This is a genomic window from Sphingosinicellaceae bacterium (assembly GCA_019285715.1).
Classification (GTDB): domain Bacteria; phylum Pseudomonadota; class Alphaproteobacteria; order Sphingomonadales; family Sphingomonadaceae; genus Glacieibacterium.
The window spans coordinates 4,119,941-4,132,337 of record CP079108.1 but is presented as its reverse complement, the minus strand read 5'-3'; the positions used below and the strand labels follow the sequence as shown (position 1 = coordinate 4,132,337).

The window sequence follows — 12,397 nt, the reverse complement described above, 5'->3', positions numbered from 1 at the left end:
GAAGGGGAGGAGCAGAAAGATCAGGGAGCTTCGGCCTAATTATCCCGGTACCGGCTGTAGCCCACCGACCCCGGCGTATAGACGAAGTCCGACTGCCCGACGTCGCCGAGCGGCGCGTGTGCCCGCGACAGGGCGCGAGTGCCGACGCCCGCTCCGAGGAATCCTTTCGGCCCGCGCCTAGCCCGCGCCGCGGCATCCTCCCGCGCGTACATCTCGACCGCCCGCGCCTCGCCCTCGGCGCGCGCGGCGGTGGCGGCCTCGGGGCTGAGCCGGACCACTTCGGCGGCGACGAGCAGCGCCAGGATCACCGCGTCTGCACCGGGTCGAGGACGGTGTCGCGCGCCTTGGCCAGAGTCTCCGGATAATCGGTGGTGTAGTGCAGCCCGCGACTTTCCTTGCGGGCCCGGGCCGAGCGCACAATCAGGTCGGCGACCTGCACGAGATTTCGCAGCTCGATCAGGTCCGGCGTGACGCGGAAATTGCCGTAATAATCGGCGATCTCCTTGCGCAGCAGCTTGACCCGGTGCGCGGCGCGCTCGAGGCGCTTGTCGGTCCGCACGATGCCGACGTAGTCCCACATGAAGCGGCGCAGTTCGGCCCAGTTGTGCGCGACCACGACCTCCTCGTCGGAGTGCGTGACCCGGCTTTCGTCCCACGGCTTGATCTCGGGCGGCTCGGGCAGGCGGTCCCACTCGGCCGCGATGTCGTCGGCGCAGGCCTGCCCGAACACCAGGCATTCGAGGATCGAGTTCGAGGCCAGCCGGTTGGCGCCGTGCAACCCCGACTGGGTACACTCGCCCGCCGCATACAGCCCGGTCAGGTCGGTGCGGCCCGCGAGATCGACGAGCACGCCGCCGCAGGTGTAGTGCGCCGCCGGCACCACCGGGATCGGCTGGGTGGTGCAGTCGATGCCGAGCTCCAGCAGCCGCGCGTGGATCATCGGGAAATGGTGCCGGATGAAGTCGGCCTCCAGGTGCGTCATGTCGAGCAGGACGTGGCTGAGCCCGAGGCGCTTCATCTCGGCGTCGATGGCGCGCGCCACGACATCGCGCGGCGCCAGCTCCATGCGGTTGTCGTAGCGCGCCATGAAACGGGTACCGTCCGGTAGTTTCAGTTCGCCGCCCTCGCCGCGCATCGCCTCGGTGATCAGGAAGTTCTTGACCCGCGGGTGCCACAGGCAGGTCGGGTGGAACTGGTTGAACTCCATGTTCGAGACCCGGCAGCCGGCGCGCCACGCCATCGCAATGCCGTCGCCGGTCGAGCCGTCGGGGTTGGTCGAATACTGGTAGACCCGCGACGCTCCGCCGGTCGCCAGCACGACGGCCCGCGCCACGAAGCGCCGGACGCGCTTGGCCTCGAGGTCGAAGGCATAGACGCCGTGGCAGCCCCGCCTGGCGAAGCGGTCGCCCTCGACGTGGCGCTCGGTAATCAGGTCGAGCGCGACCTGGCCCGAGGCGAGCGTGATGTTCGGGTGCGCGGCGGCGGCCTTGGCGAGCGCTTCCTGCACCGCCCAGCCGGTGGCGTCGTCGACGTGGACGATGCGCCGGTGGCTATGGCCGCCCTCGCGGGTCAGGTGGAAGCGGTCCCCGACCGTCTCGCCGACGTTGAACGGCACGCCGAGGTCGGCCAGCCGGTCGATCGCGCCCGCCGCGTGCTCGACGACATATTCGACCGCGGTCCGGTCGTTGAGGCCGCCGCCGGCGACCATGGTGTCCTCGATGTGGCTCTCGTAGGTGTCGCCGGGCTCGAGCACCGCGGCGATGCCGCCCTGTGCCCACGCCGTCGACCCGGCCGAGATGTCGCCCTTGGCGAGCACCACGACCTTGAAGCGCGTCGCGAGGTTGAGCGCCGCGGTCAGGCCGGCGGCACCGGAGCCGATGACGACGACGTCGTAGACCTGGGGTTGGGAGGCTTTGGTGACCATGGCTAGGCCGCGCGCTTGGTCAGCTTGAGGAACACGTCCTCGAGGTCGGCTTCCTGCGTCGAGACGTCGACCACCGACAGCCCGGCCTCCCCCAGCCGCTGGAGCAATTGCCCGGCTTGCGTCGTGCTCTTGTCGTAGGTGATCGCGAGGCTGCGGGGTCCGCGCAGTTCGGCGCGTTCGCCGAGGCCCTCGGGAATGATCCCGACATCGGCGTCGAAGGTGACGATCAGCAACTTGTCCTGCGCCGTCGCCAGCAAGGTCCGGGTTTCGTCGTTGGCCACCACCATGCCCTGGTCGATTATCGCGATGCGGTCGCACAGCGCCTCGGCCTCCTCGAGATAGTGCGTCGTCAGCACCACCGTCGTGCCGCCGGCGTGGAGTTCTCGGACATAATCCCAAAGCTGCTGGCGCAGCTCGATGTCGACGCCCGCGGTCGGCTCGTCGAGGACCAGCACCGGCGGGTTGTGGACCAGCGCCTTCGCCACCAGCAGCCGGCGCTTCATGCCGCCCGACAGGGTCCGCGAATAAGTGTGCGCCTTGTCCTCGAGGTGCACGGCGCGGAGAATCTCCATCGTCCGGCGCTTTTTCGGCGGCACCCCGTACAGCCCGGCCTGAAGCTCCATCGTCTCGAACGGTGTGAAGAACGCGTCGAACAATATCTCCTGCGGGACGATGCCGATCGAGGCCTTGGCATTGCGCGGGTGCTCGTCGATGTCGAAGCCCCAGATGCTCGCGGTCCCGGCGGTCTTGCGGACCAGCCCGGCCAGGATGTTGATCAGCGTCGACTTGCCCGCGCCGTTGGGGCCGAGCAGCCCGAAGATCGAGCCGCGCGGGATGTCGAGGTCGATGCCGCCGAGCGCCTGCTTGCCGTTGGCATAGGTCTTGGCGAGGCCGCGGATGGCGATCGCGGAGGTCGTGGACGTGGTGACTGGAGTCATGTCGCGCGGTCTAAGCTCGTCCCGGCGGGGCGACAAGCGCGGTGCTTCCGCCGGGGGGCCGGCTGCGCTAACAGCGGCCGATGGAATCGATCCCCCCGCCCCAGGTCTTTCAGGTCACCAGCAGCCGTGTCGCCTGCGACGGCGAGGAGGACGGCGTCGCCGGTCACCCGCGGGTCTGGTTGCAGATGGGCAGCGATGGCTTCGTCGACTGCGGCTATTGCGACCGGCGCTTCGTGCTCGCCGAGGGTGCGGCGGCCGGCGACGGGCATTGAAGGCCGAGCGGCGACGCTCATTGCAAGTAGTCCGCCTCGCTGTCGCGGGGCTGCTGCTGACCGCCGCCGCGCCGCCACCGCCACCGATCGTCATCGACTGGCCGCGCGAGGCCCAGCCGATCGTCCCCGCCAGGATCAAGGACGCGACGCTGCCGGTCCGCATCGCGCTCGCCTTCGACAGTGCCCTGCTGCTCAACCTCGGTCCCGCAACTGCGGCGAAACTCAAGGCGGTGCCGTTCTTCGGCAAGGCGACCGTCAAGAATGCGCTGATCCCCGGCGGCTCGGTGGTGGCGCGCTTCAACCTGTACAGCGTCGGCCTCGGCGGCCAGCCGAGCCACACCGTCCCGACGGCGTGGCTGGACAAGCCGATCGCCGCGGATGCCGACGGGGTCGTCTCGCTGCTGTCGTTCGAAGGTGACCGCGTCGCGCTCCAGCGCACCGGTGGCGGCACGGTGCATGAACTCGCGCGCAAGGGCCGCAACGACTCCGCGGTGCGCGCGACGATCGCCGGGACCGAAGTCACCATCGGCCTCGACCTCGTGACGCCGGAGACCGTGATGAGTGCGGGCGCGGCGGATGCAATGGTCCGCGCCGGGGTGCTCAAGCGGTCGGGCGTGGTCGGGCTGTGGACGCCGTTTCCGAACGTCCATCTGCCGTTCGAGCGGCTGACGCCGATGCCGAACGCGCGCCTGCTTGGCCTGCCGCTGCTCCGCCCCGCGGCGCGGGTGACAGAGGCGAAAGCCAAGGCCCTCGACGCCGCCGCCAAGGCCGGCACCAGCACCGCCGACGACGACGCCGATGCGATTACCGTCACCGCCACCAAGAAGCGCAAGGGCACGCCGTGGATCCTGATCGGCCGCGACGTCCTCGACCACTGCAGCCGGATCGAGCTCGACCGGCCCGGCAAGCGCTGGCTGCTGACCTGCGACTTCTAGGGCGCTGGATTCGGGCCCGGCCAGATCGGACGGGACAAATTGCCCCTGTCCGGGTCCGGTAGCGAACCCTATATCCGTGCCATGAGCATGATCGACCCCGCCGGCATCTTCTACCGCGACACTGGCCTCGACCCCGGCCGCACCGAGCGGCTGGTCGCGGACGCCCTCAAGGGTTGCGACGACGGCGAGTTGTTCCTGCAGTACGCGGCGTCCGAGAGCTTCTCGTTCGACGACGGGCGCCTGAAGGCGGCGACCTTCGACACCTCGCAGGGCTTCGGGCTTCGCGGCGTGGCGGGCGAGACCACCGCCTTCGCCCATGCCAACGAACTCAGCGAGGCTGCCATCCGCCGCGCCGGGGAGACGATCTCGGTCGTCCGCTCGGGCCACGGCGGCAATGCGGCGCTCAACGCCCCACCGCGCACCAACCGCCAGCTTTACACCGACGCCGACCCGCTGAGCGCGATCCCCTTCGCCGACAAGATCGCGCTGCTGTCGACGATCGACGCCGCTGCCCGCGCTCGCGACCCGCGCGTCGCGCAGGTCTCGGTCAGCCTGCTCGGCTCGTGGTCGGTGGTCGAGATCGTCCGCGCCGACGGGGCCCGCGTCCGCGACGTCCGGCCGCTGGTCCGCCTCAACGTTTCCATCGTCGCGCAGAACGGCGACCGCCGCGAGACCGGTTTCCACGGCCTCGGCGGGCGCTACCTCTACGACGACCTGCTCAAGCCCGAGACCTGGAACGTCGCGATCGACATGGCGCTGCATCAGGCACTGGTGAACCTCGACGCGGTGGCAGCTCCTGCCGGCGAGATGACCGTCGTGCTCGGGCCTGGCTGGCCCGGCATCCTGCTTCACGAGGCGATCGGCCACGGCCTCGAGGGCGACTTCAACCGCAAGGGCACGTCCGCGTTCGCCGGCATGCTCGGCCAGCGCGTTGCCGCGCCGGGCGTCACGGTCGTCGACGACGGCGCGATCGACGCACGCCGCGGTTCGCTGACCGTCGACGACGAGGGCACGTCGACCGAGCGCACCGTGCTGATCGAGGACGGCATCCTCAAGGGCTATATGCAGGACCGCCTCAACGCCCGCCTGATGGGCGTCAAGTCGACCGGCAACGGCCGCCGCGAGGACTTCACCCATGCGCCCATGCCGCGCATGACCAACACCTTCATGCTCGGCGGCACCGAGGACCCGGGCGAGATCCTCAGTCGCGCCAAGTCGGGGATCTATGCCAAAAGCTTCGGCGGCGGGCAGGTCGACATCACCAGCGGCAAGTTCGTTTTCACCTGCACCGAGGCCTACCGCATCGAGAACGGCCGCATCGGCGCACCGATCAAGGGCGCGACGCTGATCGGCAACGGCCCCGACGTGCTGACCCGGGTCAAGGCGATCGGCAACGACCTGGCGCTCGACGAGGGTGTTGGCATGTGCGGCAAGGGCGGGCAGTCGGTGCCCGCCGGCGTTGGCCAGCCGACCCTGCTGATCGAAGGGCTGACGGTCGGCGGCACCGCGGCGTGAGTTTGCGGGCCAGCGGCACCTGATCATGGCCGACTAGGATGGCCGACGCCGTCGTTGCGTTCCACGCGGCGTTCGTCCTGTTCGTGATCGCCGGGGCGGCGCTGCTGGTGCGCTGGCCTGCGCTGGTCTGGCTGCACGTCCCGGCACTGGCGTGGGGCGCGTGGATCGAGTTCTCCGGCACCATCTGCCCGCTCACCCCGCTCGAGAACCGGCTGCGCGAGGCGGCGGGCGGTCCCGGCTACGACGGCGGCTTCATCGACCATTATCTGACGTCGGTGATTTACCCCGAGGGGCTGACCCGCGGCACCCAGATCGTTCTGGGCACGATCCTGCTCGCACTCAATCTGCTGTTCTATTGGCGCTTCCTGAGGCGCCGAAGGTCGACTAACGGGCGTCCGGCATGAGCCTCGTCAACCTCAAGACCGTCTACGACCCCGTCGAGGCGCAGGTCATGCGGACCAGCCTGTCGGCCGCCGGCATCGAGGCGGTGCTGTTCGACGCCGGTATCGCCTCGCTGATCGGCTCGGGGCTGTCGGGCGTGCGCCTGATGGTGCTCGACGAGGATGCGGTCGCGGCGCGGGCGCTGCTCGGACTCGCTTCGGTATGAAGCTCGCGCTCGCGCTCGGCGGCGGTGCCGGGCTCGGCTGGGCCCATATCGGCGTCCTCCACGCCTTGAAGGCGCACGGCGTCACCGTCGACGCGGTCAGCGGCACCTCGATCGGCGCGCTCGCGGCGGTGTGCTTCGCCGCCGACCGCCTCAACGTGCTCGAGGACATGGCGCGCTCGGTCAAGCTGCGCCAGATCGTGCGCTTCCTCGACATCGATCCGCGCCGCGGCTCGATGCTCGGCGGGCGCACCGTCGCCAACCGCCTGCGCCAGCATTTCGGTCACGATCATCTCGAGAACCTCTTCATCCCCTGCGCCGTTGTCGCCGCCGACCTCGTCACCGGCGAGGAGGTGTCGATCACCCGCGGGCGGATCGTCGAGGCCGTCCGCGCCTCGATCGCCATCCCCGGCGTGTTCCCGCCCGTCCGCACCGGCGGACGCGTGCTCATCGACGGCGGTGTCATCACGCCGGTCCCGGTTCGTGCCGTCCGCGCGTTGAGCAAATCACCGGTGCTCGCGATCAACCTCCACGGCGACTATCTCCGCCGCTCCGCCGTCGGCCTGCCGCCCGCCAAGCGCCTGATGACCCCGCTCCGCGTCGGCCGCGCGGGCCTCAGCCTGATGATCACCCACCTGGCGCGCCAGAGCCTGCTGCTCGACCCGCCCGACCTCGAGCTCGCCCCCGCCATCGGCCATATCGATGTCCGCAACTTCACGAAGGCGGACGAGCTGATCGAGATCGGTGCGGCGACCGTCGAGGCGGCATGGCCCGAGATCGAGGCGCTGGGTATCGCCTAAATTACGGGCATGCCCCGGCAGGTGCCGAAATTAACGGCATTGTCATGAGTGTTGTGCTGCAGCGCAACAGGGCAACCGAACTGGCACGGTCCGTGCATAGTGATCCCGGCAAGGCACCGGGGGAGCTAAATGAAACTCATCACCGCCATCATCAAGCCGTTCAAGCTCGACGAAGTGCGCGAGGCGCTGACTGCGGTCGGCGTCGAGGGCATGACGGTCAGCGAGGTCAAGGGTTTCGGCCGCCAGAAGGGCCAGACCGAGATCTACCGCGGTGCCGAATACACCACCAACATGGTCCCGAAGATAAAGATCGAGGTGGTCGTCACCGACGCCATCGCGAGCCAGGTCGTCGAGACCATCCAGCAGACTGCCCACACCGGCCAGATCGGCGACGGCAAGATCTTCATCGCCGAGGTTGCGGGCGCGCTCCGCATCCGTACCGGCGAGACCGACGAAACCGCGCTTTAAGGGGGGCTGAGCAGATGAAATTCGATTCGAAGATCGCCGGGGCCGGAGTGGCGGCAACGCTTGCCACCCTCCTCGCCGCGGCACCGGCCTGGGCCGACGCGGCACTGATCAAGGCCCCGACGCTCGCCCAGCAGGCGACCATGGTCAACAAGGGCGATACCTCGTGGATGCTGATATCGTCGGCGCTCGTGCTGATGATGTCGGTGCCCGCCCTGGCGCTGTTCTACGGCGGCCTGGTGCGCACCAAGAACATGCTCAGCGTGCTGATGCAGGTCTTCATGGTGGTTTCGGTCGCGACGCTGGTGTGGTGCTGCTGGGGTTATTCGGAGGCCTTCACCGGCGGCGTCACGCCGTTCTTCGGCGGTTTCTCCAAGCTCTTCCTGCAGGGCGTCTCGGCGAGCACCTACGCCGCGACCTTCTCGAACAACGTCTACATCCCTGAATACGCGTACGTCGTGTTCCAGATGACCTTCGCCTGCATCACCCCGGCTCTGATCGTCGGGGCGTTCGCGGAGCGGATCAAGTTCTCGGCGCTGATCGTCTTCGTCGTGCTGTGGATGACGGTCGTCTACCTGCCGATCGCCCACATGGTCTGGTACTTCGCGGGTCCGGACTTCCTGCCCGATGCGAAGACCGATTTCGGCTACCTGTTCGGCATGGGCGCGCTCGACTTCGCCGGCGGCACGGTCGTCCACATCAACGCCGGCATCGCTGGCCTCGTCGGTTGCATCATGATCGGCAAGCGTGTCGGCTACGGCAAGGAATCGCATCCGCCGCACTCGCTGACGATGACGATGATCGGTGCCAGCCTGCTGTGGGTCGGCTGGTTCGGCTTCAACGCCGGCTCCAACCTCGAAGCCAACGGCGTCACCGCGGTCGCCTTCATCAACACCTTCGTCGCCACCGCCGCAGCGGCCGTCAGCTGGGCCCTGGTGGAGCAGTTCCGCCACGGCAAGCCGTCGATGCTGGGTGCCGCGTCGGGAGCCGTCGCCGGCCTCGTCGCGATCACGCCGGCCAGTGGTTACGCCGCCCCGATGACCTCGATTGTCCTCGGGCTGGTGGTGTCGCCGATCTGCTACCTGTTCGTCACGGTCATCAAGAACAAGTTCAAGTACGACGATACCCTCGACGTCTTCGGTGTGCACTGCATCGGCGGCATCGTCGGCGCGCTCGGTACGGCGATCGTCGCCGACCCGGCGCTCGGCGGCCAGGGCTTCTTCGACTACACCGTGTTCCCCGCCGTCGCCGGCACCTACGACATGGGTGCCCAGATCATCATCCAGGCGAAGGCAGTGCTGCTGACGCTGGTGTGGTCGGGTGTCGGTTCGGCGGTGCTCTACTTCATCATCGACAAGACAATTGGTCTCCGCGTCAGCGAGGATGCCGAGCGCGAAGGCCTCGACATCAGCTCGCACGACGAGCGGGCGTACAATTACTGAGTTACCGAGTTCCTCCCCAAGGAAACAACCTGGCCCGGCGGTCTCGACCGCCGGGCCATTTTTTTGGGCTCTAGCCGGTCATTTCGGGCCGTGGCATATCTTCGGCAGGCAGCGCTCGACTGCCGGGGAGACGATCGATGAAGATGCTGTTCGGAGCCGTGCTGCTGGCGCTCGCCGCACCCGCCCTTGCCCAGGCTCCGGTACGCCCCGCCGAGGACATCGCCCGTGACGCCGCGCGCAAGCCCGCCGACATGGTAGCTTTCGCCGGCATCAAGCCCGGCTCGAAGGTCGCCGACATGATCCCCGGCGGCGGTTATTTCACCCGCATCTTCGCCGCCGCGGTCGGCCCCACCGGCCACGTCACCGCGATCATCCCCGAGGCAGCGGAAGCAGCCTATCCCGACCAGTCGAAAGCCGTGCGCGCGCTGGCGACGACCGGCTACCCCAACGTCAGCGTCGTCGGCCATGTCACCGACCCGTCGCTCTCCGGCACGCTCGACGTCTTCTGGACCGCGCAGAACTACCACGACCTCCACAACAGCCTGCCGCCCGAGGCCGTCGTCGGCTTCGACATGGCAGTGTTCGCGGCGCTGAAGAAGGGCGGGGTGTTCGTCATCGTCGACCACGCCGCCGCCGCCGGCAGCGGGCTGAGCGCTACCAAGACGCTGCACCGCATCGACCCCGCGGTGGTCAAGGCCGAGGTCGTTTCGGCAGGCTTCGTCTTCGACGGGGAGAGCAAGGTGCTCGCCAATCCGGCGGACCCGCACACGGCTATCGTCTTCGACCCGTCGATCAGGGGGAAGACCGACCAGTTCGTGTATCGGTTTCGGAAGCCCTAGGCGTGCGCGAGGTCGGCTAGGGGGTCGGCGACCCGTCGACGCGCCTCGCCCAGCGCGCGCGGATCGCCTCAGCGGTGTCGCGGCTGCCGTCCGCCGACCAGCCCGGTGGCCCGGCGACGAGGTGCCAGCGCTCCGACCAGCTCCGCGCCCGCCACAGGTCGCGGGCAATGCCGTGCCACTCGTGGACGGCGGCCCAGAGCGGGTTGAAGCCGGGCAGGTTGTGGACGAGGCCGTAGCGCACCGGCTCGGCATCATCCTCGGGCTCGAAGCTGCCGAACAGGCGGTCCCAGACGATGAACACCCCGGCGAAATTGCGGTCGAGGTAGCGCGGGTTGGTACCGTGGTGGACGCGGTGGTGCGACGGCGTGTTGAGCACCGTTTCCAGGCCCCACGGCAGCCGGCGCACGACCTCGGTGTGAATCCAGAACTGGTAGACGAGATTCACCCCGATGCAGAAGAACACCAGCGCCGGCGGGAAGCCGAGTAGGAACAGCGGCAGGCGGAAGACGAAGCTCAGTGCGATGAAGCCGGTCCAGGTCTGCCGGAGCGCGGTGGTCAGGTTATAGTGCTGGCTCGAATGGTGGACGACGTGGCCCGCCCAGAACCAGCGCACGTGGTGCGCGGTGCGGTGAAACCAGTAATATGCGAGGTCGTCGAGGACGAAGCACAGGATGCCCGACCACCACGCGATCGGAATGTCGAACAGGCGGTAGCGGAAGGTCAGGCCGTAGCTCGCGGCGACCACGCCGCCGACGACCAGCCCGGCGACGGTGCTGCCGAGCCCGAGCAGCAGGGACGTGCCGGCGTCGCGCCAGTCGTAGGCGCCACGCTTCCACACCCGCACCGCGATCATCTCGGCCGCCACCAGCACGATGAACGCCGGGGTCGCGAGCGCGATGACGTCGGGGAAGGTCACAGCCATGCGGCCCAGCGCTGCGATTCGGGCAGCGTCAGCGCTGCCCGCGCCCCAGCCTCGCGGGGTAGGACGAGCCGATCGCCGTCGCGCGTCGCATCCGGCCCGAGCACCCGCACCAGCCAGCGGTCACCGACCGGGCGCACTGCGACCAGCCGTCCGTCGTCGCCCCGCAGCAGCGCGCCATGTCCGTTTTCCGCTAGAATCGCATCCCTGGCGCGGAAGCCGGTCAGGGCTGCGTCCGCCACCCGCTCTGCTTCAGCCGCGTCGGCCAGCACGGGCTCGCCCCGAAAGCCGAGCGCCCAGCAGATTCCGACGAGAACCGCGATCGCCACCAGCGAGGCAGCGAACATGATCACTGCCCGCTAAGTTTCCGCAGCGTCGGGAGCAGCCCGGAGACGTCGTAACGGCCCGTCGCGGCGGCTGCGACAATAACGTCGGGGTCACCCCCCCGGCTCGCCTCGGCGAGCGCCCACAGATGCGTTGAACGCGTCCCCGACCGGCACCAGGCCAGCACGCGGCCTTCACCGGCGGCGTCGAGGACCGCGGCCATCGCCTCGACCTGCGGCATCGAGAGTCCGCTCTGGTCGATGGGGATCGCGTCGTAGCGCAGGCCCGCCGCCAACGCCGCCTCGCGCATCGTTGCGCTCGTCGGCTGACCGGCCTCTTCGCCATCGGGCCGATTGTTGACCACCGCGACGAAGCCTTGGGCGGCGGCCGTGATCAGGTCGGCGGGCGCAATCTGCCCGGCAACGGCGATGTTTTCGGTGAGATTGATGAACATCTGCGCTTTCTAGCGCGCGCCGGACGTGCGAGTCACGTCACGACGAAGGCCCGCCTCCCGCGCTGCCTCGACCGACGCGAACAGGAAACCGGTAATGGACGTGCGTAGCAAGGGAGCGCTCGCGGTGATCGCGGTAATCACGGCGGTCGTCGTGGTCGTCGTCCGGGCCGGGATCGATACCTGGCGCACCCGGAGCAACCCGAGCGTGACCAACCAGGGGCCGTCGAACCAGCCGATGCAGTCGCGCCCGCCGGCTTAGGCGGGCGGTATGCCGGGATCGTAATATCGTGACGTTCGAGAGTGTCCGGTCGGAATATGCGTGCGCCGCTGTTCGAAGGGGAGGCTTCGTTTTGCACTTAGGAGCATGCATTACACTGCTCCTCCAACCTACTCGATTTGTGGACCCTTGCTCCTAGGCCGTCATCGCAGGCGGTTATCGCTGGTGATGATCGTATTCCTGCATCGGACAACGTGATCTGATATTCGAAATCTGTGGTCGCCGTCGGCGACGGATCGGTTCACGACAAGGCTCCGGCATTAACTATTCAGTTATCATTAGCGTGACATGCTCGCGCGCCTACAGAAGCGGGACAAGCAACGAAATGGCGAGAGTACTGAACGGGCATCCCACCAAGCGGGCGACTGTGACGATCAACGGCCTCATCAAGCCGATCACACCGCTCGGCGTTGTTTTCACGATTAGGAACGATGGCGTCGAGCGGTCTTGGCAGCTGGCGAGCGGATCACCGCATCTCGCGGCATATGCGGCGGCAATCACCGCCATGGGCGACGCGGACGCGGCTGGCGTGACACACCTCACTCTCCAGACGCCCGCCAATCTGGTCCGACGCCAAGCTACCGGCGAATGGAACGTCGACAGTCCCGACTTGAAGCGTGCGCATCTGCTCTATGAACTATTCAAGATCGATTTCGATGATGTCGACTGGATCAAGGGCCCCGGCTGAC

The 12,397-nt window shown here is 68.2% G+C and carries 17 protein-coding genes; 11 read left to right on the top strand and 6 right to left on the bottom strand.

Features of this window, described 5'->3' with window-relative positions:
- Nucleotides 1–35 precede the first annotated feature (35 nt).
- The 3 genes from KX816_19090 to KX816_19080 are packed head-to-tail and all read right to left on the bottom strand — an operon-like array spanning nucleotide 36 to nucleotide 2,862.
- A complete protein-coding gene (locus tag KX816_19090; GenBank protein QXQ06253.1) occupies nucleotides 36–308 on the bottom strand; it encodes a hypothetical protein in 273 nt (90 codons plus the stop codon).
- Nucleotides 305–1,924, bottom strand: a complete 1,620-nt coding sequence (gene nadB, locus KX816_19085) for an L-aspartate oxidase (GenBank protein ID QXQ06252.1) — start codon at nucleotides 1,922–1,924, stop codon at nucleotides 305–307. The genes KX816_19090 and nadB overlap by 4 nt, the downstream gene beginning before the upstream one ends.
- A gap of 2 nt (nucleotides 1,925–1,926) precedes the next feature.
- Nucleotides 1,927–2,862 carry an ABC transporter ATP-binding protein gene (locus tag KX816_19080; GenBank protein ID QXQ06251.1) on the bottom strand — a complete coding sequence of 312 codons (936 nt, stop codon included), beginning with the start codon at nucleotides 2,860–2,862 and terminating at the stop codon, nucleotides 1,927–1,929.
- A gap of 80 nt (nucleotides 2,863–2,942) precedes the next feature.
- Here KX816_19080 and KX816_19075 point away from each other — a divergent pair, with 80 nt between their 5' ends.
- The 9 genes from KX816_19075 to KX816_19035 all read left to right on the top strand — a co-directional run bounded on the left by KX816_19075 (nucleotide 2,943) and on the right by KX816_19035 (nucleotide 9,734).
- Nucleotides 2,943–3,134 carry a zinc-finger domain-containing protein gene (locus KX816_19075; GenBank protein ID QXQ06250.1) on the top strand — a complete coding sequence of 64 codons (192 nt, stop codon included), beginning with the start codon at nucleotides 2,943–2,945 and terminating at the stop codon, nucleotides 3,132–3,134.
- A gap of 20 nt (nucleotides 3,135–3,154) precedes the next feature.
- Nucleotides 3,155–4,069, top strand: a complete 915-nt coding sequence (locus KX816_19070; GenBank protein ID QXQ06249.1) for a hypothetical protein — start codon at nucleotides 3,155–3,157, stop codon at nucleotides 4,067–4,069.
- Between the two features lie 81 nt (nucleotides 4,070–4,150).
- Nucleotides 4,151–5,584 carry a metalloprotease TldD gene (tldD, locus tag KX816_19065; protein QXQ06248.1) on the top strand — a complete coding sequence of 478 codons (1,434 nt, stop codon included), beginning with the start codon at nucleotides 4,151–4,153 and terminating at the stop codon, nucleotides 5,582–5,584.
- 38 nt (nucleotides 5,585–5,622) lie between these two features.
- On the top strand, nucleotides 5,623–5,988 hold the full coding sequence (locus KX816_19060; GenBank protein ID QXQ06247.1) for a DUF2784 domain-containing protein: 366 nt from the start codon (nucleotides 5,623–5,625) through the stop codon (nucleotides 5,986–5,988).
- Nucleotides 5,985–6,191: a DUF2007 domain-containing protein gene (locus tag KX816_19055; protein QXQ06246.1), complete on the top strand. Its 207-nt coding sequence runs from the start codon at nucleotides 5,985–5,987 to the stop codon at nucleotides 6,189–6,191. The genes KX816_19060 and KX816_19055 overlap by 4 nt, the downstream gene beginning before the upstream one ends.
- On the top strand, nucleotides 6,188–6,988 hold the full coding sequence (locus KX816_19050; GenBank protein QXQ06245.1) for a patatin-like phospholipase family protein: 801 nt from the start codon (nucleotides 6,188–6,190) through the stop codon (nucleotides 6,986–6,988). Before KX816_19055 ends, KX816_19050 begins: the two co-directional genes overlap by 4 nt.
- A 129-nt stretch (nucleotides 6,989–7,117) precedes the next feature.
- Complete coding sequence (locus KX816_19045; protein QXQ06244.1) at nucleotides 7,118–7,456, top strand: P-II family nitrogen regulator; 339 nt, start codon at nucleotides 7,118–7,120, stop codon at nucleotides 7,454–7,456.
- A gap of 14 nt (nucleotides 7,457–7,470) precedes the next feature.
- Nucleotides 7,471–8,895 carry an ammonium transporter gene (locus KX816_19040; GenBank protein ID QXQ06243.1) on the top strand — a complete coding sequence of 475 codons (1,425 nt, stop codon included), beginning with the start codon at nucleotides 7,471–7,473 and terminating at the stop codon, nucleotides 8,893–8,895.
- 137 nt (nucleotides 8,896–9,032) lie between these two features.
- Nucleotides 9,033–9,734: a methyltransferase gene (locus KX816_19035; GenBank protein QXQ06242.1), complete on the top strand. Its 702-nt coding sequence runs from the start codon at nucleotides 9,033–9,035 to the stop codon at nucleotides 9,732–9,734.
- 16 nt (nucleotides 9,735–9,750) lie between these two features.
- Here the strand turns inward: KX816_19035 and KX816_19030 are convergent, their stop codons facing one another.
- Genes KX816_19030 through KX816_19020 form a run of 3 tightly spaced genes read right to left on the bottom strand, consistent with a single transcriptional unit; the run spans nucleotide 9,751 to nucleotide 11,431 of the window.
- The gene (locus KX816_19030) at nucleotides 9,751–10,656 is read right to left on the bottom strand and encodes a sterol desaturase family protein (protein QXQ06241.1); all 906 of its coding nucleotides are present in this window, start codon (nucleotides 10,654–10,656) and stop codon (nucleotides 9,751–9,753) included.
- Nucleotides 10,647–11,000 (bottom strand): hypothetical protein, encoded by a 354-nt coding sequence (locus tag KX816_19025; GenBank protein ID QXQ06240.1) that lies wholly within the window; start codon nucleotides 10,998–11,000, stop codon nucleotides 10,647–10,649. The genes KX816_19030 and KX816_19025 overlap by 10 nt, the downstream gene beginning before the upstream one ends.
- Before the next feature lie 2 nt (nucleotides 11,001–11,002).
- Nucleotides 11,003–11,431, bottom strand: a complete 429-nt coding sequence (locus KX816_19020) for a TIGR01244 family phosphatase (GenBank protein QXQ06239.1) — start codon at nucleotides 11,429–11,431, stop codon at nucleotides 11,003–11,005.
- A gap of 94 nt (nucleotides 11,432–11,525) precedes the next feature.
- Between KX816_19020 and KX816_19015 the strand changes: the two genes are divergently transcribed.
- Nucleotides 11,526–11,690 (top strand): hypothetical protein, encoded by a 165-nt coding sequence (locus KX816_19015; GenBank protein QXQ06238.1) that lies wholly within the window; start codon nucleotides 11,526–11,528, stop codon nucleotides 11,688–11,690.
- 385 nt (nucleotides 11,691–12,075) lie between these two features.
- Nucleotides 12,076–12,396 (top strand): hypothetical protein, encoded by a 321-nt coding sequence (locus tag KX816_19010; protein QXQ06237.1) that lies wholly within the window; start codon nucleotides 12,076–12,078, stop codon nucleotides 12,394–12,396.
- Nucleotide 12,397 lies beyond the last annotated feature (1 nt).

Coding starts and splice junctions, on each gene's coding strand:
- KX816_19015 (QXQ06238.1), top strand. CDS start 11,526: ATGGACGTGCGTAGCAAGGGAGCGCTCGCGGTGATCGCGGTAATCACG.
- KX816_19055 (QXQ06246.1), top strand. CDS start 5,985: ATGAGCCTCGTCAACCTCAAGACCGTCTACGACCCCGTCGAGGCGCAG.
- KX816_19020 (QXQ06239.1), bottom strand. CDS start 11,431: ATGTTCATCAATCTCACCGAAAACATCGCCGTTGCCGGGCAGATTGCG.
- KX816_19025 (QXQ06240.1), bottom strand. CDS start 11,000: ATGTTCGCTGCCTCGCTGGTGGCGATCGCGGTTCTCGTCGGAATCTGC.
- KX816_19035 (QXQ06242.1), top strand. CDS start 9,033: ATGAAGATGCTGTTCGGAGCCGTGCTGCTGGCGCTCGCCGCACCCGCC.
- KX816_19075 (QXQ06250.1), top strand. CDS start 2,943: ATGGAATCGATCCCCCCGCCCCAGGTCTTTCAGGTCACCAGCAGCCGT.
- KX816_19050 (QXQ06245.1), top strand. CDS start 6,188: ATGAAGCTCGCGCTCGCGCTCGGCGGCGGTGCCGGGCTCGGCTGGGCC.
- KX816_19045 (QXQ06244.1), top strand. CDS start 7,118: ATGAAACTCATCACCGCCATCATCAAGCCGTTCAAGCTCGACGAAGTG.
- KX816_19030 (QXQ06241.1), bottom strand. CDS start 10,656: ATGGCTGTGACCTTCCCCGACGTCATCGCGCTCGCGACCCCGGCGTTC.
- tldD (QXQ06248.1), top strand. CDS start 4,151: ATGAGCATGATCGACCCCGCCGGCATCTTCTACCGCGACACTGGCCTC.
- nadB (QXQ06252.1), bottom strand. CDS start 1,924: ATGGTCACCAAAGCCTCCCAACCCCAGGTCTACGACGTCGTCGTCATC.
- KX816_19060 (QXQ06247.1), top strand. CDS start 5,623: ATGGCCGACGCCGTCGTTGCGTTCCACGCGGCGTTCGTCCTGTTCGTG.
- KX816_19040 (QXQ06243.1), top strand. CDS start 7,471: ATGAAATTCGATTCGAAGATCGCCGGGGCCGGAGTGGCGGCAACGCTT.
- KX816_19080 (QXQ06251.1), bottom strand. CDS start 2,862: ATGACTCCAGTCACCACGTCCACGACCTCCGCGATCGCCATCCGCGGC.